Raw genomic sequence first — 19370 nt, 5'->3', positions numbered from 1 at the left:
CTATCGCACTCCGGGATCTCACCGAGGCCTTTGCTCCCGCATGAGTCTACGTATATTTCCTCCACTAAGGCAAAACATTGTTCGTCTTTGAAGGCTACCATTTTAGTTATGTCTCACCCTCTTTTAGTGAATCATGATTGTACATACTATAACAAATGAAACACATTATTCACCGATATGCTTTCCTACCAAAATATCTAAATCAATTGTGATATTACGGAATGAGTGTTCCATGAATGCTTCCTTAAAATGGGGATCTGCTGACCATGAGAGCGGGGTCATCCTTACCAAATTTTCTAGCTCATTCTTCGTAAGCTTCTTTGTCTCATGGAAACGAATCTTCTCCACAACGTGAAAGTGCTTTTGAAATAAGGAGATTGTATCTTCGTTGCTGTACTCCCTCTTTTCCTCCTGTACAAACAAGGCTTCACGTAATTCTTTTAAATAATCAGCACGGGGGACAACCTTTATCACGAGTCCATTTTGGCTTAAAACTCTTTTAAATTCCTGATAATTGGAAGGGGACAAAATATTAAGGATGATATGGACCGAGTGATCCGCTAACGGCAAATGGGCCAAATCTCCGACTAACCAAATCGGTTGTTCATACTGTTTCGCTGCCATGCTGACCCCTTCTTTGGAAATATCAAGACCGATCCCATTCAGCTGTAAACCCATTGATTCATCCAGAACTTTTTGTAAATGCGAGCCTTCTCCGCACCCTAAATCAATCATGAGAGTATCCGGTACATCGATATATGTTTGAATCAGTCGAGCAATCACCTGATGGATGGAGGTATATAGATCACTTTCCATAATAATCTTCTGTCTTGCTGCAAATAAATCTGTTTCATATTGACTTTTAACAGGATGTGGCAATAAATAAAGATACCCCTGTTTGGCAAAATCAAATGTATGATGCCGCGTACACACAAGACTCTTAAGCCCCTCAACCTCCATGGAAGAACCACAAATTGGACATTTGAAGGCTGAGACCAGTGCAGACACATGCTCCGCACTCTGAATTTTTTTACTTTTTTTCAATCAAGCCACTCCTCCATCTCTTTTCCTCTCTTCAGTTTAGTATAAATGGACGCTTTATTCCACATCTCCCCATTTTTCCTGTAGTTGTTGGATCTCTTGTTCGTGCGGGCATTCTTCCTTTGGTGTTTCTAAAATAAAAGGGATATCTTGCAACTGCGGGGTTTTGATCAGCTGTTCAAATTGCTCTTCCTTGATAAAACCACCGCCAAAAATCGGGGCATGTCGGTCTTTGCCGAGGCGGGTTGGATATTTGGAATTATTGAGATGAATCACTTCTAGTTCTTCAAAGTAACCGATGGCTAGTCCCTTATCCAACATCTCCTGCCAATTCTTACCTGTCCATAATCCCGAGGCAAAAGCATGACAAGTATCGAGACAAAAGCCAATTTTTTCCGGATATTGACTAAGTGTCCGGACTTGGACAAGCTCCTCTAGGGTCGTTCCCATGCTTTCAGGCACGCTCGCATTATTTTCGATTAAAAGTTTCGCTTCTCCATCCCATTGTTGAAGAATGTCATCCAGCATTTCTATCATCAATTGGTAGCTTTTGAGTGGATCAGCACGATTAAGCGGCTTGCCAAAATGAACGACAACACCTACTGAACCGCAAGCATCCGCGATTTCCAGATCATTCAACAAGGAAGCGATCACATTTTGCCGCTTTTGTTGACTATGGGGAACTAAATGACTTGGATAAGGTGAGTGACTGACAGATATCAAGCCGTTTTCTTTACAAAAGATTTTACACAGTTCTGTATCTTCCTTACTAAAGTTTTTGATACCAAGACTACGCGGATTCTTAGGGAAATATTGAAAAGCTGCTGCATTCATTGCAACTGCCTGCTTAGCCGCTCCTATATAGCCTTGTTTAATCGAAAGATGGCATCCAAATTTCATTCACACTTCCTCCTTTTTTACTTTTGGCAATTTGGACAATAAAAGGTGTTTCGTGAAGAAATTTCTGTTTTTACGATCGACTTACCGCAACGTGGACAAGCCTTCCCTTCACGATTATGTACATACATTTTTTCTTTTGCACCCCCTGTTTTTGGATCACCTTGATAAAAGGGTTCATCCATATATCCTCCTAATTGGATCCCCTGCCGTAAAATCGTTTGGATTGATTGAAACAAACGAACCATTTGTGCTTGATCCAGTTCAGTCGCTTTTCTCTCTGGCAACAACCCGGCATGCCAGAGGATTTCATCTGAATAGCGATTGCCAATTCCTGCGATAAATTTCTGATCGATCAACGCAGTTTTCAAGGCGCCTTTTTTTGCTTGAAGTAGCACTAGAAAAGTATCAAGAGAGAAATTCGGATTAAGCGGTTCTGGTCCAAGCGGTTCTAGCTCTTCCTCCAGCTGCTCAGTCGATAGACTATGCAGATACCCTAATCGTAGCCCGATAAAATATAGATGCTGATCACCAAAACTTAATTGTACTTGGACGGTGCGATTTGGCTTTTCATCCGTTTTCCCGTAAAATAACCAGCCACCAAGCATGAGATGCAGCAGCAAATGATCACCATTTTGCAAATGGAAAATCAAATATTTAGCTCGACGGCTAACCCCTTTAATCTGTTGATTCGACACTTTTTCGATAAATAGCTCTGTTGGCAGATTGATCGATTTTTCACGTTGAATCGCCACCGCAGTGATTTTCTCCTCTTGAATTTTATCTTGTAATAAATGCTTATAATTTTCCATTTCTGGTAATTCTGGCATATGTAATCCTCCATTTTCAGTATATCTCCTCATTATTCCTCAACCGGAGAAAAAAATGAGGAAATTTTTTCTTGACTTTAACGTTACGTAAACGTTTATGATGAAATCAACAGGAGGTGAACAGAATGGAATACTCGATTAGCAAATTAGCAAAATTAGCTGGTGTGAGCACACGGACCTTGCGCTATTACGATGAAGTTAATTTGCTAAAGCCAGCGAGAATCAATAGCTCCGGCTATCGTATATACGGACAAGAGGAAATTGATCGTTTACAACAAATTCGTTTTTTTCGCGAATTGGATGTTGATTTAGACACGATCGTATCCATTATGAATGACCCACAATTTGATCAAACAGAGGCCTTACAGCAACACTACGCTCGGCTTGTGAATAAAAGGAGCCATATAGACAAGTTGATCCAAACGCTTGAAAAAACAATTGCCCATGAGAAAGGAGATTATTCAATGACGAATGAAGAAAAATTCAGCGCTTTTAAAGAAAAAATGATTCAGGAAAATGAGGAAAAATACGGAGAAGAGATTCGCAAAAAGTATGGGGAGCAAACGATTGATGCATCCAATGCTAAATTACGCGGTATGACAGAGGAAGACTACAACGCTATGCAATCACTAGAAAAGGAACTTTTGGAACTTTTAAAGCAAGCACTCACTCTAGGTGATCCACACTCTCATTTAGCACAACAAGCTGCAGCAAAACATAAAGAGTGGCTTATGTATTCCTGGTCGACCTATTCAGAAGAGGCCCATGCTGGACTTGCAGAAATGTATGTAGCGGATGAACGTTTTCAAACCTATTATGACAAAATCGGTGATGGAGCTGCTGAACTTCTTCGCGATGCGATACAGGTTTTTCTGAAAAAAAATAAAAATGATTAGACAGCTATGTACCATTCCCCCCTTCACTGGCAGTCCCCTTTCAATACTTTATGTATGAATTGAAAGGGGACAATTTCAACTTCCCTCCATTATAAGGAATAACTATTTTTTTAATTATCCCTTTACTGTATTAGCGTATTAAAGGTATAATGGTACTATGCTAAAATAGTTCTTGGAGGGAAAATATGATTGGGATTATTGATTATGGAGCCGGCAATTTACATAGTGTTGAGAAGGCAATAAAGAAATTAGGTTACCAAACAAGATTGATCAGTGAGGCTTCTGAATTCAGAGGAGTAGATAAGCTAATCTTTCCTGGTGTCGGAAATGCCAAGCAAGCGATGAAGATCATTCAATTAAAAGGACTCCATCAGCCGATTCAAGCAAGCATTGATAACGATATCCCTTTTCTCGGTATTTGCCTAGGTATGCAGTTACTAATGGAATATAGTAAGGAAAATAAAACAGAATGCTTATCGGTTTTTCCTGGGGATGTCCTCCCCTTTCAAAAAAAGGTTAAAGTCCCCCATATGGGGTGGAATGAAGTGTATCAGGTTAAGCAGCATCCTATTTTTCGGCAAATTCCAGATCGAACTGACTTTTACTTTGTTCATTCTTTCTTCGTTTCTCCAGCTCGAGAAACGGATAAGATTGGGACAACAGATTATGGACATAACTTTTGCTCAATTATTGGCAAAGACCATGTTGTCGGTGTACAATTTCATCCAGAAAAAAGCGCTGAAGCCGGATTAACACTTCTACAAAATTTTTGCGAACACTTCTAAGGGGGACTCTTTTCTATGTTAAAAAAACGAATCATTCCAGCTATTGATGTGGCGAATGAGCAAGCTGTTAAATATGTGCAATTTCGCAACCCAACGGTTATTGGCGATCCTGCGGAACTAGGGCAGAAATACGCTGAACAAGGAGCAGATGAGATTCTTTATCTAGACACGACTGCTTCCTTACATCAGCATGACGTTAGATATGATTGGATCCGTCGAGTAGCCGAAAATGTCTATATCCCCTTTTCTGTTGTCGGAGGAATCCGCTCCATCGATGACTTTAAACAAGTACTCAGAGCTGGGGCAGATAAGGTTGGTGTCAATACAGCAGCTGTCAATCGCCCAGAATTACTAAGTGAAGCAGCTGATATCTTTGGCAAACAATGCGTCGTACTAGCTCTGGATGCAAAGCCAATAAAAAGTGAAGATAATCAGATGCTACGTTGGGAAGTGTATACCCATTCTGCCCATCAAACAAGTGGACTGGATGCGATTGAATGGGCGCAACGAGCAGAAGAGCTTGGAGCTGGTGAGATTGTTTGTACAAGTATCGATAGGGATGGGATGAAAAACGGCTATGATATCGAATTGATGAAGGCACTTACGGAAGCAGTACATATTCCCGTTATTGCATCAGGAGGAGCAGGCCATGTCTCTCATATACAAGATGTGTTTGTAAACGGGCATGCAGATGCAGCTTTAGTTGCTTCTTTATTACATTATCAAGAACTGACCGTAACAGAAATCAAGTCCTATTTACAGAAAGCTAATATTCCCATACGAGTATAGTGCAAAGACCCAAGGAGTGAACAGCATCTCCAATTGTTAGACCATCTAACAATTGGAGGTGCAGTTTTTCTACCTTGAGCCTTCGATTGCTCTTTTCCCCTGTTGGCGCTATTGACTATCACAATAAGCCCAGCCAACAACCACACTTTCTCACTTAATTACTAATACTGCGTCATATATTGTTCTCGTTCCCACGGGTGAACCTGCGTACGGAACATATCCCACTCAATTTGCTTGGCTTCCACAAAGTTTTCCAGTAGATGGTCGCCTAAAGAGTGGACCATAACTTCATCCGCTTGTAATGCCACTAAAGCTTGACCTAGACTAGCTGGCATAATAGTTGATGGGGAATTTGTGTCAAAATCCCTGCTCCATCACCTAATCGTTGATCAGCACCTCGACCGCCACGATGATCTAGCCTCTCAAGAGCAGTTAATGCTTGATTGATCAGCCTATGAGATTTTTTTTCCATTAATATCTGCTAATAGGGCAATACCACATGCATCATGTTCAAATTGGGGATTATATAATCCACGTTGATTATCCGACTTCTTCATTTGCATCCTCCTCTCTTTATTTCGTATCTTTATGGTAGCATCCAAGATTTTTAAATGATTTAGAATTATAGGAGAAAGATTTGCACTTTTTTCCCGTTGATGCCTGAAAAAAGCCAACACCACATAGGAGTGATGTCGGCTTTTTCACTAACGGATTTATGAATTTAGGTATCGACCATAATGATTATGAAGGAACATGAAATGGATTAACGAATATCTGATGGATTTTTTCCCGTATATTTTTTAAATTGACGGCTGAAAAAATGGAGGTCGTTGTAGCCAAGCGTATAAGCCGCTTCTGTTACAGTCATTCCTTCGTAATGTAGTAAATGCTCGGCACGTTTAATGCGAGATTGGATAATGTAGGACTTCACCGTCTGACCAATGATTTGTTTAAACTTTTGTGAAAAGTATTTTTGTAAAAGATTAGCACGAGCAGCCAAACTTGCGACCGTATGAGGTTCACCAGGATGCTGTTGAATATAATTAGCTATTTCATGAATCGTTTCGATAAATCGATTACTTGTATTCGTGATCTGAGCGACATTTTCTCTTTCTTCTCGCAATAAGTGAATGATTGATTGTTTCAAAATAAGCTTGGCTTCAACTTCAGCACCAAAACATTTTACAAGAAACAAGCGAACATATTGTGCCAACAAAGCTTCAAAACTGATTGTATCAGATAGAACCCGATGAGGAGAAGGAATCATTTGAGGAGTTTCAAGCACATCAAAATGTATATATGTCAACACGAGTGGGTTTTGAGGATTATGTGTAGCCGTTGTTTCATCACCTGGACGAAACAGAAAACAATGTCCCTTTTCAACTGGAAATGATTTCCCATTAAGAACAACTTCCCCTTCCCCGCTCCATACATAAAAAAAGATCGTAATTAGGCATTGGTTTATCTCTTTTTCTCCATTTCCACTGGGGTTCACATTTAATCGTCGCAAAGGCAGGCTTGAGAATATATTGCTCAGGATTGATCGATAACATTGAATTCCCCCTTAGTTAGAAACGAGTTACTTATACAGGACATTATTATACCAAAAACGCAATTTCCATGCAGGCGATAGAGAATATGCACATTCATTGACTGTCCTTCGATTATTATGTTTAGACAACGTCCACCTTTCTCCTGTATACTATCTCTATTTGCAGTTCATAGTAGAAGGGTGTTTTGCGTTATGCTCCATAATCCAACAGGAAAAGAACGGTTTGGATTGGTTTTACTTCTTAGTAGTTTAGGTATATTAGGCCCTCTGAATATTGATATGTATTTACCAAGTTTTCCCGATATTGCTAGTGACCTCGGGGCGAATGCATCGCTTGTTCAGCTTAGTTTAACAACTTGTTTAATTGGATTTGCGGTTGGACAAATTTTTATTGGACCGATTAGTGATGCTAAAGGGAGAAGGACTCCATTATTGATTTCAATTTCTTTGTTTGTCCTTTCTTCTCTTCTATGTGCTATGTCCCCTAATATTACAACCCTAGTCATCGCACGATTATTGCAAGGGTTAACTGCTTCTGCCGGGCTTGTTCTATCACGTGCCGTTGTTCGCGATGTCTTTACAGGGAGAGAATTGACCAAATTCTTTGCCCTATTAATGGTTATCAATGCCGCAGCACCGATGATTGCTCCGATGACAGGTGGCGCAATCTTACTTTTACCTTTCGCAAGCTGGCATACGATTTTCTATTTTCTAAGCTTCCTTGGAATTTGTATTGTTCTCCTGATTGCTAGTCGTTTGAAGGAAACTTTACCTCCTGAAAAACGTTTACCAAGCTCAGCGAAGGAATCCGTTGGAACTGTATTAAGTTTATTCAAGGATCGATCCTTTATGGGTTACGCTCTAACCGTTGGGTTTATCCATGGTGGAAGTTTTGCCTATGTATCTGGTACGCCCTTTGTTTACCAAGGAATCTATGGAGTTTCTCCGCAAGTTTTTAGTATTCTGTTTGGAATCAATGGATTGGCGATTATTATGGGGAGTTTTATCATTGGTCGTTTTAGTGGCATCATTCACGAAAGAAAACTGCTCCGTACAGCTGTCATTATCGCCGTATCTGCAACGAGTCTTTTACTGATCATGACGGTTATAAAAGGACCACTTATCAGTCTTGTTGTCTGTATTTTTATCTACATGACAACAATGGGCATGATTACAACCAGTACTTTTACGTTAGCAATGGAAAAACAAGGACATCGGGCTGGAAGTGCCAGTGCTGTGTTAGGGATGCTGCCATTATTACTTGGTTCGATCGTCTCTCCCCTTGTCGGGATCAATGAAGCAACAGCTATCCCAATGGGCACGATCTTATTTGTCACATCCTTGATCGGCCTGATTGCTTTCTTCCGATTAACGAAGGAGCACCGTACAATTCACACGAAGAATATGGAGACAGTGGAGGGATGATTCCCTCCATTTCGTGTTAATAGGCCCATTGGTCTCATTTTCGTTTTTTCATCTAGACAATTTTAAAAAAACATCTCATAATAAAACGAAACTGCATCAGTGGACCTTTATCTCTCATTGGTGATTAGCGAGACTAATCGGGGTGCTAGGACATCTCTATGTTCTGAAGTGACCTAGGGACGGTTGCATCGGGATAAAACCAAACGAAAAGCTCGATTATCTTTTAAAAAGGGGGAGAGCCGCCATGTATATTAAAAGGATGAATGAAGCGTATGCACGGGAGATTATGCAATGGAAATATGAAGCACCTTACGAGCTTTATAACTTAGAGGGAGATGAAGAGGAATTAGAGGAACTTCTTCACTATTTCTGTGTTTTTAAAGAGGATGAATTAATTGGCTTTTTTTGTACAGGAGGCTTTGCCCAAATTCATTCAGGACATGAAGCAGGCGTTTACCCTGACATGAATAAACTCATCGACATCGGTCTCGGCATAAAACCGGAATGGACGGGGCAGGGCTTTGGGCGAGAATTCCTTACCTTTACCCTTCAATATCTGCAAAAGCAACAGCAGCCCAAAGCTTTCCGCTTAACTGTAGCAGGGTTCAACAAGCGAGCGATTAAGCTTTATAAACATTTAGGATTTCAAGCCGTGACATTATTTAAGGCAAACGATATGCCGTTTCTTATTATGATCAAATTGGTCGGACCAGACTCTGATTAAGTTTATAAGAAGACTGCTTATGTTTTCGATATCTGTTTAAAACAAGTTCATCTGTCTAGGAGCCAACCCCTCATAGTCAATGTCTAACATTTTTTGAAACTCCTTAGCATTCCCTGCTGCATCCCCGCCCGAGTTATTATTAAATAAGACAATAATCTCCTTAGACGAGTCTTGCAATTGTAAGACCCGTTTTTTCCATTCTAACAGCTCGTCTTGATTATATTTATATAAATAGCGAACTTCCCGCCAGTTTGCATCGTTTGGTTTATTCCAACCATGAATATTCCGACCATGCATGCGAACGAGCGTCAAATCTTGATCTGTCACAACTGGTACAATCGGAATCGACCCAATACCAGCCTGTGGCTCATCAGTAATCGCATGAATCCATCCTTCTTGTTCCATAAAACTCAATGTATTGTTTCGATAGGTAGGGGTGAACCACGATTGATTGCGAAATTCTAGTGCGACGGGTAGATCACCCATCTCCTGCTTACAATAACGCAAATATTGTACATTTTCCTTTTTGCAATCAAACCAAGGAGGAAACTGAAATAAAACCATTGCTAATTTGTTTGCCTCTTGATAAGGGTGTAAGGATTCCTTAAACGCTTGAAACATCTCTTCTTTGGTTTCAAAAGGAGGCTCTTCTCCACGTTGATGCCCTGTCATTCCCTGATAAGCCTTTACGACAAATCGAAAGTTGTCCGGTGTTTCTCTCACCCATTTTTCCGCATTCCGGATAGGCTGGACCGCGTAAAAAGAAGCATCCACTTCGACCACTGGAAAATGACTACTATATTCCGCTAATTTATCTTTCGCTTTCATCTGTGCTGGATACAAGCTATCATGATCCCCCCAGCCCGTGACACCGATATAAATCAAGTCTATCCCTCCTTCCATTATTTTACCATATTGAGTAGATGCGTTTGAATTTAAAAAATAATCGAAGTCAAATTCATTCTATTCAAAATATATGGTATACCGATTAAAAGGCAGAGTATCAAAATGTACCAGTTATGTTCAGTTCCATATCACCATGCTGAATTCATCAGCAAAATCCTGATTTTGAAAATGAGGATGTGAGAATAATGTTACAGAAGGTAGAAAAAATCTATTGGGTAATTTTATTGATCATAAGCTTTATCTTCTGGATAGTTATCGGGGGAGTTGGCCCAAATTTTATCCACCACTTAATATTTAAACATGGAGATACCTTTTTAGTTTTAACCCCTTTTCTTTCTAACACTTTTATGTTTATCGCTGTAGGATGCTTAATCATATTTTTTATTGGGATGATTTTTGAAAAGAAGGTGTGGAATCTTGTAGGAATCTCTTTCTTAATCATCTCTATCTTTATAAGCTATTATGCTTTAACACGGTACACACTTATTTCTACCCATCAAATTACATTTAAAAAGAATCCCTTTACAAAAGATAGTTATACATGGGGCGAAATCAATGAGGCCACTTTTCTTGGTCCAAAGCAAGATCCCACTAGAAAAATACGATTATCCTTTAAAGACGAAAAGGAAGGAAATTTAGAAGATAAAACAGCAGCTTATTCAAAATGGATTTGACTTCCACTCAAACTAAGTTGGCCACATTTTTTAGGGATGTTCGCCTTAATTTTGATTTTTTGATACAATACTGACATATCTTATAGGTGATGGAGTTCACCGAAACTGCGGAACGCTGATGACTCCTACCAGAAAGTTCTCTGGTGGAGTCTGTTTTATTTTAATGAATCCTTTTGATAGAGGTGAATCGCAATGAAATATACTGCGGTGGGTATAGCTGGCATGGTTGGAGCTTGTTTGCGCTATGCCATCGGTCTATCCTTTCAACATGTGTGGTTCTATGATTTTCCCATAGCGACCTTTTTAACAAATATGTTAGGGAGTTTTATTTTAGGTTGGCTCACCCTCTCATTACCACGTTTGAAATTTCTCAATCCTGTCATGATTCCATCCATTGGGACAGGATTGATTGGTTCCTTCACTACCTTTTCTACCTTTAGTGTGGAAACGGTAGAATTAATGATTGATGCTAAATGGGGAATTGCCTTGCTTTATCTCCTGCTCAGTGTATGGGGTGGCTTACTATTTTCATGGTTTGGTTATCGTTTCGGTTCTCGCCAAAGGAGGATGAGTGTATGACGCTATCCTTCTGTTTGGTAGCAGCCGGAGGTTTCTTTGGTGCCATCGCTCGCTTTTGGGTAAGCAATAGGATCAAAAGAAAGGATGCCTCTTCTTTTCCACTCGCTACACTCATTGTAAATTTGGTAGGCTCCTTTTTGCTTGGCCTAATCATTGGAGCAAATCTTGAGCATTCACTACAACTCCTTTTGGGAATAGGTTTTTTAGGCGCTTTTACCACCTTTTCCACATTCAAATTAGAAAATATCCAACTTCATGCGGAGAAAAAATGGAAAACCCTTGTGCTCTATCTTGGCCTTAGCTACACGTTCGGAATTTTCCTAGCTTTTATTGGAATACTAATCGGCAGACTGTAGACCCGTGATGTGTAAATCGGTCATTTATTCAGCCAATCCAGCTTGTTTCATCTGGAGCCAAGGCTGTTCCTGATCAAAATACTTATTGGCTTGACGGATATAATCAAAAATAAGCTCTAACGCCTTTTTAAAATGACCTGTTTCAATCAGTTCTCCAACCTGTTGATATAAACGCTCGGTCTCCGTTTGAATCGGTTCGTTCACCCTGCCTTGCGGAACGCAACTTTCAAAAAACTTTTCCAAAAATTTCAATGTGCGGTTAACAAAATTTCCAAATGCACCGAGCAACTCCCCGTTATGGCTATAGATAAATTCTCGCCAGGAAAAATCGGTATCGCGATTCTCAGGTGCATTAATCGTTAAAAAATAACGAATCGAATCTGGATGGTAATGCTCTAAAATATAGGGAGCCCATACGGCCCAATTTTGACTTGTAGAAAGTTTCCGTTTCTCTAGCGTTAAATATTCATTCGAAATGATGTGAGTGGGTATAGGAGATTGCTTCAACCCTAGGAGAATGGATGGCCAAATAATCGTATGAAAAGGGATATTATCCTTTCCATGAACATAATAGGCAATAGTATCTTCCTTCCACCACTCCTCAAGTTTTTCGCCTTTCTGCCTTACCCATTCCTGACTTGCCGTTAGATACCTGCAACAGCCTCTATCCATACATAGATCTTCTTATGAGCAAATTCTGGTACAGGTACATCAATACCATTGGGCAAATCCCGTGTTACAGTGCGATCTAGCACTCCTTCTTTTAAATATCTCGCCGTTAAATCCACTGCATTTTCTCGCCAACGATTATCTCGTTTCGCTTGCCTCACCAACGCTTCTAACGCTTGTTGAAATCGACTAGAAAACGAAAAAAGCATTTTTTGTATAAAAAAACAGTTTTACATATTGCCACGACTCTTTAGATTTAAAAAATTATGATACAATTATTTTAAAAATACTTCGAAAGAAAGGATGATTCCTCATGTGTCGAAACATTAAGCCGTTATTTAACTATGATCCTCCAGCTACAAAGGACGAAATTCAAGCAGCTGCCCTACAATTTGTCCGCAAGGTCTCAGGTTATCAAAAACCCTCTAAAGTAAACGAACAAGCTTTTCATAATGCGGTTGAAAACATTGCCCATAATACGGAACAGCTACTAAACTCGCTCGTTACCAGCGCCACGCCTCGTGATCGCGAGATCGAAGCAGAACGGGCCCGCGTTAGAAATGAAAAAAGATTTGGAAAGAGCTAAGACAAGTAAAAATTTGAGCCAAGAGACTTTCGTTGCCTGGCTTTAGTTCACTTTATAGTAAAATCGGCTAAAAGTAAGCTGTTGGATCGCTCGTGGTGGTAGAGATCAACCGTCACGTCACACAAGTTATCCAACAGCTAAGAAATTCCTTTATTAGGATAATATATTGGTGATAGTACTTCCAAATATCAAGCATTTTTTTCTAAGCTTCCCGCTTGTCTTCTCCCTTTTCGCCTTTCCATTCTCGTAAACAACCATTTTACTAATGGAGGAACAGCAAAAAAGATGAAAAACGTACGGAAAAGTTGATACCCGGAAACAATATATAAATCAGCATGAATAGCATGGGCAATGATACCCATTTGATCCATTCCTCCAGGAGCTAAACTTAACAACCCAGTAGCCTTTGAAATTGGTTGAATGAGCGTGAGTAATAACCCCAAACCAATCCCACCCACCACTAGCAACAAGCCACTCCCAATCGCAATCGCAAAGGTTTTGAAGGTATGCGGCATATCCTGCGGTTTCAAAAGCAGGCCAACATATGTCCCGATCAGCAATTGCGCGATATTGAGCAGAGCAGAAGGCAAAACTGGACCCACTATGCCAGTTGCTTGCAAGATTGCTGTACCGATCGCAGGGCCAATTAAATAAGCAGTTGGCATTTTAATTCTGATACACAAAAAAGCAAAAACAATACATACGATTGCAAAGAGTGGCAAATGTGGAAATAAACCTGCCCAACTTCCAACTATATCAGGTGGAAGCGCAGATTCAGTGGTGACTAGAGCATCAGCCGGATCGCGAAAAAACGGAAGCATCACAATCAAAGGCGTTGCAATAATAATGATCATCAGACGAATCACCTGTGTGATCGTTACTACTCCGAGATGAATTCCCTTCGTTTCTTCTGCCAAAATTAAAACTTGTGAAAGTCCACCTGGTATACTCGCTAATAAGGCGGTTCGATAATCACTGTCAGAAATCTTAGAAACAACATAGGCAATCCCTGCACAAAACACCAGTAATAAAATCGTCATGAAAAGCATGTATGGAATTTGCCGCCCCATTTCGTGCAGAGCAGTGCCAGTCATGGATAGACCAATTGTGTAGCCAACAATGATCATACCTGTATTGCGCAGTGAACCAGGCCATAGCAAAGGCCACCGAAGTAGATTAATCGCAAGAAATACAGATATCATTGGCCCCAATAACCATGGTACAGGGATTTTGAGAAATTGGAATACGACTCCGCCAATAGCGGCGATCAGAAATGTAAAAATAAGTTTTTTAAATTGCATATAAAATGGTAACCCTTCTTTCAACTGCCCTTATAAAAGTCCTGCAACATATGCCTGCAAGACCGATCGGCAACTATCTACTACAAATTCTTATCTCCTACTATACAGCATTTATATTTAAATGACGTTTTAAAGGTTTGCGGGTAGTTGCAACGGGATAAAATTTATTAGCCATCACAGGGTTTTTATTAGCGATTGCAATACATTTATTAGCAATCGGCTACCTGTTATTAGCCGTTGATGCCCTCTTCTTAGCTGTCGCACTCGATTTATTAGCCGTTGGTGAGTTTTACGGGAGTTTGAGGAGTTAACCAAGCCTTCTAGAGCAAACTAAGCAAATTATCTAAAGATAGTTCGTAATGTCGGTTTTTCCGTTCACCTCTAGCTGGCAAATTTAAAGATGTGAGCATTTTGGATGCAATATGGATAGAAGAAACATGGGAAAACGCTCGAAATTCTCGATTTGAAATTGTATCTCCCCTTAATAAACGATAATCAAGAAGTGTTCTAATAAATGCCTTCTCATCTTTTCTATGACACATCTGACATCTCCAGTTGCGATTTATTCTTTTAATCGAAAATTGTTTGCAGTCCTCACAGTAAATTCCTTGAATCAATTCATCTTTCCTTATGCCGTACTGATTTAACAGGTCTGGTTCATCAGGTTTATGCAATTGTAGCAGACGTTGTGAAATTTCACTTAAATCATTATCGCTCCAAATTACCTTGTTATATTTTTTCTCCATCTGTTCAAAGCAAAATCTTAACATTTGCGGGCGAATGACTTTGTCCGCTACTTCCTCGTAATCAGGATTGGGTAAAATAATCGATTTTGGATTGGTGATAACAACGAAGGCATCGCTTGAGGGGAAAGCAAAGGAGTGTTTTTCCAATAATACTTTTAAAAAGTATTGTTGATTCTTTATTTGGATAATCGGGTTAGGAAATGATTCTTCTACATTAGGTAGTTCTCTGATTAATTGTTGCGGTTCCAAGTGTAATTTTCCAGCCATATGTTTTCCTTCTAGAATAAGTATGTAACATGGGGATAAAACCAGCGTGTCCATTTGGAACCAGGCCTGATTGGAAATGGGCAAACGAAGATCGTGAAAGATAAAGTGGTGTTTCTGCAGTGGAAGATGTTTCGTATAATAATCTAAAATCTGTTCTCCTCGATATCCCGCATAACGTTTGCCCAACTCTTCAGCCAATTGAGCTCTAGCTGGATGGGTTTCTGAAATTCTTCTGAGTATCGCCTCCAAAATTAAGATTTTAATAGGAATTGCTCTTTCTTTTTGTATCAAGTGATCACACCTCTTTTATAATAGATTGTACTTCAATAGTTGAAAAGTACAAGTTTAGCCTTAATATATGTTCTAAATCCTACTGTGCTATAACCATATCAACGATGTATGAGAAAAAGAAAGGATGAGAAACATATGCAGGATATTCGTACGAATAATATCGAGCGCTTTTTTAGGCTACAGCCAGCTTTATGATCAAACTCGTCCCGTCCCTCCAAATGATATTGTCAAAATATTAACGAGGTATGTGGCTCAAGAACCTAATCGCGTGATGGATGTCGGTTGTGGAACCGGATTATCATCTTTCATCTGGTTAGATCAAGCGAAGGATATTATTGGGGTGGAACCGAATGATGATATGCGTGAAGCGGCCCTCGCTCATTGGCGAGCCCAGGAGGAACCCAATAATCTTCGATTTGTGAAGGGGCTGTCTGATCAGTTAGATATGGATGCTGATTCCGTCGATATTCTCACCTGTTCCCAATCCTTTCATTGGATGGACCCACAACCCACATTGCGTGAATTTGCTCGTGTTCTGCGCGTTGGTGGAGTCTTTGCCGCCTATGATTGTGACTGGCCACCATCTTTTACAAAGGAGATAGAAGAACATTATCAAGCACTAATTGCGCTTGCTGAATCTCGTGTGACCGAACTTGCACCCACCAAACAATTAGCGTTTAAATGGAATAAAGATGAACATCTTCAACAAATTTGTGACTCTCAGCTTTTTTCTTTTTCTAAAGAAATTGTATTTCACCGTTGGGAACAGTGTGATGCGACTCGCTATGCCAATATTGCTTTAAGCCAAGGGGGACTGCAGACGGCACTAAAATTAGGTGCTAATGACCTTCACGATGCGATCACCGCCTTCCAACACCATGTGCAACAAGCTTTCGGTGGCGAAATCCAAGACATCCTCTTTAGCTATCGCATGCGTCTCGGGATAAAATAATTACAGCGAATAAAAATGTAAAGAGGCCGCCATCAATGCGGCCCCTGCGTTTCGACTTCCGCTAAGCGGAAATCACCTCATATTTTGTGTTCACTGTTACCAGCCTCCTTTCCGAATTTCTATCGGTCCGACATCCTTATTAACTCATAAAATCTCACTCACCAACAAGTGAAAGAATGAATTTAACCAATCTTTCCCGGCAAGCATCAGGATTCATGTCAAAATACATATGGATCGATTTATAAGCGAAATCGATGTTTAATCATCTCAGCAATTTCTACAGCGCTTAGTTCTGTATTATCAATTCGCAAATAATGTTCTTCTTTTATTTCCCCAGCTTCGGAATTTAACCGCAGCGTGTCCATGCTGCTCAATAAGTTTTCTTCCGATTGTTTGATATTTCGTTTCGTTGGTTTTTGTTCAAGTCGATTCGGTGTTTGATTCCGTTTTAGCCTTTCTTCTACATTTGCTTCTAGCTCAACGAAGTATATTTCAGCACCTTCAGCACGAAAGATAGTGCAAATTTTTTCTACAGCTTCCCAATCCTCTTTTTTGTTGAAGGCCCATACAAATGTAAAGATCATACCATATTGGTCACTTTGGGAAAATGTTTTAAATACCTCTTCACGGAATAAGGTCGATAATCTCCACATTTCCGCACTAAACCCGAAAAAAGGCTCAAGTAAATCAATCGTCATATGATTATGAAATAATTTCAACTCCGTGATTTTTGCTAACTCTTGCCCTACTGTCATTTTCCCAACAGCTTGGGGACCGAATAACAGAACAAATTTCAATGAGAACCCCTCCTAATCCGATTTAAGTACCTGATATAGGCTTCGTGCCGCAAGCCATAAAAAAAATCATCATCGCAAAGGAATCAGGATTATCCTGCAAATTTTCAAATGCTTTTTCAATGCTTTGAAAGTCACTTTTAGAGAGGGAGCCTTTTTTATAAAATGCTTCGAATCTCTTGGGATTAAATTGCTCTTTAACCAACTCTACGCCAACTAAATCACTATGTACAGAGATGGCATCCATTTCAACATTACAAAATCCCGATGATTCAAGTATTCGCGGTAAACTACGTCCAATTTCACGATTTCCCCCTGCTTCCCCTTGCATCGCAATAAGCTTATCGATCACTGAACGGAAATTCTCCATTGTTGGTTCAATAATGCCAAAGATGCCATCATCTACATCCATGATCACGAGTTTGCCTCCTGGTTTTAATACTCTAAATATTTCTAAAGCCGCTTTCTTAGGCTCGAAAAGATGTAGAAAAACTAAGCGTGCAATAACAAAATCATAGCCATTATCTTGAAGTCCTGTATCATACACAGAAGCTTGGATAATTTCAATATCTCTATCAGTTATCTTATTTAATCGTTGTTTTGCTTTTGCTAACAAGCTATCATCAATATCTAATGCTGAAATTTCACTTTTTGGTAAGTGCTCCACAAGCTTCTCGGTTGCAAATCCAGGTCCACAACCAACTTCTAACACTTTCATCCCATCAGATAAGCCAAACCACTTAAGGTTTCTAAATTCTTTTTCCCAGCTCATCAACGCTTGCACTCGAAGTCTATCAACCTCATCCTCGACCCCAATATTGGAACGAGAAATATTATAAGTAGAGTTAAATTGATTCATTTGCTTAAACCTCCTTTACAAAACCTTTCATATCCCCGGAATATAGATCGTCATTTCCCTGCCGTCGATTATACTTTGAAAGGTATATACTGGTTGATAATAGCCTTTGGAATCCAAATAATAGCTGATTTCTACTTGATCAATATGTAAGGTTTCGATCCTATTATTCTCAGAAGAATATTTAAATTTTCCGGCTAAAATTTCATCATATGCTTCTTGTTCACTTTTTATTTGGACGTCCTTTACCTTGTCATAAGTGATTAACTGATTGTCAATACTCTTCAATGTATCATCATGATAGTATTGTACATTTAAAACACCATCTATAAGTTGATTCCCGTTGACTATTTTATCTGCCGTCCATTCATATATGCCTGTATCGACTTTTTGAAAATCGGCATCCTCGGGGATATCTATCCCGAATGCTGTTACGCTTGCTTTTAATGTTTTTTCATCCGTATCTTTTGGTGCTGCATCAAAGCTGGAGAAGTCTGTATAACGGTAACTTCCATCTAAAAATTCAAACCATATATCATACCCCTCAATCCGATACACAGCATCATCTGGATATGATATAACCTCTATATCCTCTGTATCAAGCTGCTTTCTCTCGAAAAAACCTACAGCAAATTCCTCCCCAGAAGCCTTTGTATAGCTTGGTGCCTTATAAATCGGAACATTTTTTCTTTGATCGTCCAACTGCACATCATTCGTGATCGTGGCACTAGCCATATTTATCTTATAATTTGGCATAATGATAAGGTTTCCAAATTCCTTCGTATAGTAATAGGCAAATATACTAGCAGATAGGAGGGCCACTAGTAATAGAGGGGATAAATATAATAAAGAGTGCTTGATTCCCCTGTCTTTGAGCGTCAGGATGGCCATAATGACCCCATAACCAATAATTGCACCCAACAGATTATTAAATAGATCATCCAACTCAAAAATACCAAATCCTGTTAAAAGTTGAAAAGTTTCAATGAAAAGTGTAAATATCGCCGCCATCCCAATCGTCCACCTCGCTCTTCGAAAGCGAGCATGCCATAGCGGAAGGAGGATTCCAAACGGCACAAACATCAAGATGTTTAAATACAAAAACTGCCATTCCCTAACACTAAAACTATTCCAAGCCTCTTGGTATGAACTAAAAAAGGCTAAATTCACCCCACCGGAATAGGTTGAACCTCTATTGAGGAAAGTCACACCCATCACCATAATAAAATAGCCTATAAATAAACTTGTAAGAAGCAGCTGTTTTTTCGAAAGACGTTTCTTCCCACCCAAAAGTTTTCTATAGACAATGACATACCCAAGAAAAAAGAAAATCCCTAAAACTATGACCGCAGCTAAAGCTAAAGTAAAATTCCCTTTAATAATTCCGATGATTTCTTGTAACCTCATTTTCTATCTCCTTTTATTCTTTCATCTGGTTCTTTTCACTTCTCTTA

The 19370-nt window shown here is 39.6% G+C and carries 20 protein-coding genes, 3 pseudogenes and 1 riboswitch; of the genes and pseudogenes, 10 read left to right on the top strand and 13 right to left on the bottom strand.

What is annotated here, in order from left to right; translation table 11 throughout:
• Nucleotides 1–165 precede the first annotated feature (165 nt).
• From IPU53_RS07820 to mutM, 3 genes are read right to left on the bottom strand one after another with little or no spacing between them, the layout of a single operon-like run.
• Nucleotides 166–1044, bottom strand: coding sequence for a putative RNA methyltransferase (locus IPU53_RS07820; protein ID WP_242698132.1), 879 nt, complete (start codon nucleotides 1042–1044; stop codon nucleotides 166–168).
• Between the two features lie 54 nt (nucleotides 1045–1098).
• A complete protein-coding gene (locus IPU53_RS07815) occupies nucleotides 1099–1941 on the bottom strand; it encodes a deoxyribonuclease IV (protein WP_207449547.1) in 843 nt (280 codons plus the stop codon).
• A gap of 17 nt (nucleotides 1942–1958) precedes the next feature.
• On the bottom strand, nucleotides 1959–2768 hold the full coding sequence (gene mutM, locus IPU53_RS07810; protein ID WP_207449545.1) for a bifunctional DNA-formamidopyrimidine glycosylase/DNA-(apurinic or apyrimidinic site) lyase: 810 nt from the start codon (nucleotides 2766–2768) through the stop codon (nucleotides 1959–1961).
• A 125-nt stretch (nucleotides 2769–2893) separates the two neighbouring features.
• Here mutM and IPU53_RS07805 point away from each other — a divergent pair, with 125 nt between their 5' ends.
• The 3 genes from IPU53_RS07805 to hisF all read left to right on the top strand — a co-directional run bounded on the left by IPU53_RS07805 (nucleotide 2894) and on the right by hisF (nucleotide 5238).
• Nucleotides 2894–3664, top strand: a complete 771-nt coding sequence (locus IPU53_RS07805) for a MerR family transcriptional regulator (RefSeq protein ID WP_207449543.1) — start codon at nucleotides 2894–2896, stop codon at nucleotides 3662–3664.
• Nucleotides 3665–3849: 185 nt separating this feature from the next.
• The gene (gene hisH, locus IPU53_RS07800) at nucleotides 3850–4449 is read left to right on the top strand and encodes an imidazole glycerol phosphate synthase subunit HisH (RefSeq protein WP_207449541.1); all 600 of its coding nucleotides are present in this window, start codon (nucleotides 3850–3852) and stop codon (nucleotides 4447–4449) included.
• Between the two features lie 15 nt (nucleotides 4450–4464).
• Nucleotides 4465–5238 (top strand): imidazole glycerol phosphate synthase subunit HisF, encoded by a 774-nt coding sequence (gene hisF, locus IPU53_RS07795; protein ID WP_207449539.1) that lies wholly within the window; start codon nucleotides 4465–4467, stop codon nucleotides 5236–5238.
• A 161-nt stretch (nucleotides 5239–5399) separates the two neighbouring features.
• Here hisF and IPU53_RS07790 read toward each other — a convergent pair.
• The 3 genes and pseudogenes from IPU53_RS07790 to IPU53_RS07780 form a co-directional block, all read right to left on the bottom strand.
• Nucleotides 5400–5573, bottom strand: a pseudogene (locus IPU53_RS07790) (type I glutamate--ammonia ligase); the annotation flags it as partial.
• A complete protein-coding gene (locus IPU53_RS07785; RefSeq protein WP_207449535.1) occupies nucleotides 5558–5710 on the bottom strand; it encodes a hypothetical protein in 153 nt (50 codons plus the stop codon). The pseudogene IPU53_RS07790 and the gene IPU53_RS07785, both read right to left, overlap by 16 nt.
• A 291-nt stretch (nucleotides 5711–6001) precedes the next feature.
• Nucleotides 6002–6791, bottom strand: a pseudogene (locus tag IPU53_RS07780) (helix-turn-helix domain-containing protein).
• Between the two features lie 191 nt (nucleotides 6792–6982).
• Between IPU53_RS07780 and IPU53_RS07775 the strand changes: the two are divergent.
• A complete protein-coding gene (locus IPU53_RS07775) occupies nucleotides 6983–8215 on the top strand; it encodes a Bcr/CflA family efflux MFS transporter (protein WP_207449533.1) in 1233 nt (410 codons plus the stop codon).
• A gap of 244 nt (nucleotides 8216–8459) precedes the next feature.
• On the top strand, nucleotides 8460–8939 hold the full coding sequence (locus IPU53_RS07770) for a GNAT family N-acetyltransferase (RefSeq protein ID WP_242698131.1): 480 nt from the start codon (nucleotides 8460–8462) through the stop codon (nucleotides 8937–8939).
• 36 nt (nucleotides 8940–8975) lie between these two features.
• On the opposite strand, the gene IPU53_RS07765 is transcribed toward IPU53_RS07770, so the two are convergent.
• Entirely contained in the window at nucleotides 8976–9824 is an 849-nt protein-coding gene (locus IPU53_RS07765) for a DUF72 domain-containing protein (RefSeq protein WP_207449531.1), read from the bottom strand.
• A gap of 206 nt (nucleotides 9825–10030) precedes the next feature.
• Here IPU53_RS07765 and IPU53_RS07760 point away from each other — a divergent pair, with 206 nt between their 5' ends.
• From IPU53_RS07760 to crcB (IPU53_RS07750), 3 genes are all read left to right on the top strand, one after another.
• On the top strand, nucleotides 10031–10519 hold the full coding sequence (locus IPU53_RS07760) for a hypothetical protein (protein ID WP_207449529.1): 489 nt from the start codon (nucleotides 10031–10033) through the stop codon (nucleotides 10517–10519).
• Nucleotides 10520–10595: 76 nt separating this feature from the next.
• Nucleotides 10596–10654, top strand: a riboswitch (Fluoride riboswitch).
• A 57-nt stretch (nucleotides 10655–10711) separates the two neighbouring features.
• Nucleotides 10712–11098 carry a fluoride efflux transporter CrcB gene (gene crcB, locus IPU53_RS07755; protein WP_207449527.1) on the top strand — a complete coding sequence of 129 codons (387 nt, stop codon included), beginning with the start codon at nucleotides 10712–10714 and terminating at the stop codon, nucleotides 11096–11098.
• A complete protein-coding gene (gene crcB, locus IPU53_RS07750) occupies nucleotides 11095–11454 on the top strand; it encodes a fluoride efflux transporter CrcB (RefSeq protein WP_242698130.1) in 360 nt (119 codons plus the stop codon). Before crcB (IPU53_RS07755) ends, crcB (IPU53_RS07750) begins: the two co-directional genes overlap by 4 nt.
• A 42-nt stretch (nucleotides 11455–11496) precedes the next feature.
• On the opposite strand, the pseudogene IPU53_RS07745 reads toward crcB (IPU53_RS07750), so the two are convergent.
• A pseudogene (locus tag IPU53_RS07745) lies at nucleotides 11497–12311 on the bottom strand (class I tRNA ligase family protein); the annotation flags it as partial.
• 125 nt (nucleotides 12312–12436) lie between these two features.
• On the opposite strand from IPU53_RS07745, the gene IPU53_RS07740 reads away from it, so the two are divergent.
• The gene (locus tag IPU53_RS07740; protein WP_207449523.1) at nucleotides 12437–12709 is read left to right on the top strand and encodes a DUF2277 domain-containing protein; all 273 of its coding nucleotides are present in this window, start codon (nucleotides 12437–12439) and stop codon (nucleotides 12707–12709) included.
• A 188-nt stretch (nucleotides 12710–12897) separates the two neighbouring features.
• On the opposite strand, the gene IPU53_RS07735 is transcribed toward IPU53_RS07740, so the two are convergent.
• Together IPU53_RS07735 and IPU53_RS07730 are read right to left on the bottom strand one after the other, a co-directional pair.
• Nucleotides 12898–14010, bottom strand: a complete 1113-nt coding sequence (locus IPU53_RS07735) for an AbrB family transcriptional regulator (RefSeq protein ID WP_207449522.1) — start codon at nucleotides 14008–14010, stop codon at nucleotides 12898–12900.
• Nucleotides 14011–14330: 320 nt separating this feature from the next.
• On the bottom strand, nucleotides 14331–15314 hold the full coding sequence (locus IPU53_RS07730; protein WP_207449521.1) for a nuclease-related domain-containing protein: 984 nt from the start codon (nucleotides 15312–15314) through the stop codon (nucleotides 14331–14333).
• A gap of 247 nt (nucleotides 15315–15561) precedes the next feature.
• Between IPU53_RS07730 and IPU53_RS07725 the strand changes: the two genes are divergently transcribed.
• Nucleotides 15562–16266, top strand: a complete 705-nt coding sequence (locus IPU53_RS07725) for a class I SAM-dependent methyltransferase (RefSeq protein ID WP_313886457.1) — start codon at nucleotides 15562–15564, stop codon at nucleotides 16264–16266.
• A 239-nt stretch (nucleotides 16267–16505) separates the two neighbouring features.
• On the opposite strand, the gene IPU53_RS07720 is transcribed toward IPU53_RS07725, so the two are convergent.
• The 3 genes from IPU53_RS07720 to IPU53_RS07710 are packed head-to-tail and all read right to left on the bottom strand — an operon-like array spanning nucleotide 16506 to nucleotide 19323.
• Nucleotides 16506–17063, bottom strand: a complete 558-nt coding sequence (locus tag IPU53_RS07720) for an AAA family ATPase (RefSeq protein WP_207449520.1) — start codon at nucleotides 17061–17063, stop codon at nucleotides 16506–16508.
• A 22-nt stretch (nucleotides 17064–17085) separates the two neighbouring features.
• Nucleotides 17086–17919: a class I SAM-dependent methyltransferase gene (locus IPU53_RS07715; RefSeq protein WP_207449519.1), complete on the bottom strand. Its 834-nt coding sequence runs from the start codon at nucleotides 17917–17919 to the stop codon at nucleotides 17086–17088.
• Nucleotides 17920–17946: 27 nt separating this feature from the next.
• Nucleotides 17947–19323: a VanZ family protein gene (locus IPU53_RS07710; RefSeq protein ID WP_207449518.1), complete on the bottom strand. Its 1377-nt coding sequence runs from the start codon at nucleotides 19321–19323 to the stop codon at nucleotides 17947–17949.
• Nucleotides 19324–19370: the final 47 nt, after the last annotated feature.

Origin of the sequence: Bacillus sp. SD088 (assembly GCF_017355205.1) — a bacterium.
In the GTDB taxonomy this organism is placed as follows: domain Bacteria; phylum Bacillota; class Bacilli; order Bacillales; family Bacillaceae_C; genus Lederbergia.
The sequence above is the reverse complement of the archived record's forward strand: the minus strand, read 5'-3'. Positions and strand labels throughout refer to the sequence as shown.

Coding starts and splice junctions, on each gene's coding strand:
- IPU53_RS07815 (WP_207449547.1), bottom strand. CDS start 1,941: ATGAAATTTGGATGCCATCTTTCGATTAAACAAGGCTATATAGGAGCG.
- mutM (WP_207449545.1), bottom strand. CDS start 2,768: ATGCCAGAATTACCAGAAATGGAAAATTATAAGCATTTATTACAAGAT.
- IPU53_RS07805 (WP_207449543.1), top strand. CDS start 2,894: ATGGAATACTCGATTAGCAAATTAGCAAAATTAGCTGGTGTGAGCACA.
- hisH (WP_207449541.1), top strand. CDS start 3,850: ATGATTGGGATTATTGATTATGGAGCCGGCAATTTACATAGTGTTGAG.
- hisF (WP_207449539.1), top strand. CDS start 4,465: ATGTTAAAAAAACGAATCATTCCAGCTATTGATGTGGCGAATGAGCAA.
- IPU53_RS07785 (WP_207449535.1), bottom strand. CDS start 5,710: ATGGAAAAAAAATCTCATAGGCTGATCAATCAAGCATTAACTGCTCTT.
- IPU53_RS07775 (WP_207449533.1), top strand. CDS start 6,983: ATGCTCCATAATCCAACAGGAAAAGAACGGTTTGGATTGGTTTTACTT.
- IPU53_RS07770 (WP_242698131.1), top strand. CDS start 8,460: ATGTATATTAAAAGGATGAATGAAGCGTATGCACGGGAGATTATGCAA.
- IPU53_RS07760 (WP_207449529.1), top strand. CDS start 10,031: ATGTTACAGAAGGTAGAAAAAATCTATTGGGTAATTTTATTGATCATA.
- crcB (WP_207449527.1), top strand. CDS start 10,712: ATGAAATATACTGCGGTGGGTATAGCTGGCATGGTTGGAGCTTGTTTG.
- crcB (WP_242698130.1), top strand. CDS start 11,095: ATGACGCTATCCTTCTGTTTGGTAGCAGCCGGAGGTTTCTTTGGTGCC.
- IPU53_RS07740 (WP_207449523.1), top strand. CDS start 12,437: ATGTGTCGAAACATTAAGCCGTTATTTAACTATGATCCTCCAGCTACA.
- IPU53_RS07735 (WP_207449522.1), bottom strand. CDS start 14,010: ATGCAATTTAAAAAACTTATTTTTACATTTCTGATCGCCGCTATTGGC.
- IPU53_RS07715 (WP_207449519.1), bottom strand. CDS start 17,919: ATGAATCAATTTAACTCTACTTATAATATTTCTCGTTCCAATATTGGG.
- IPU53_RS07710 (WP_207449518.1), bottom strand. CDS start 19,323: ATGAGGTTACAAGAAATCATCGGAATTATTAAAGGGAATTTTACTTTA.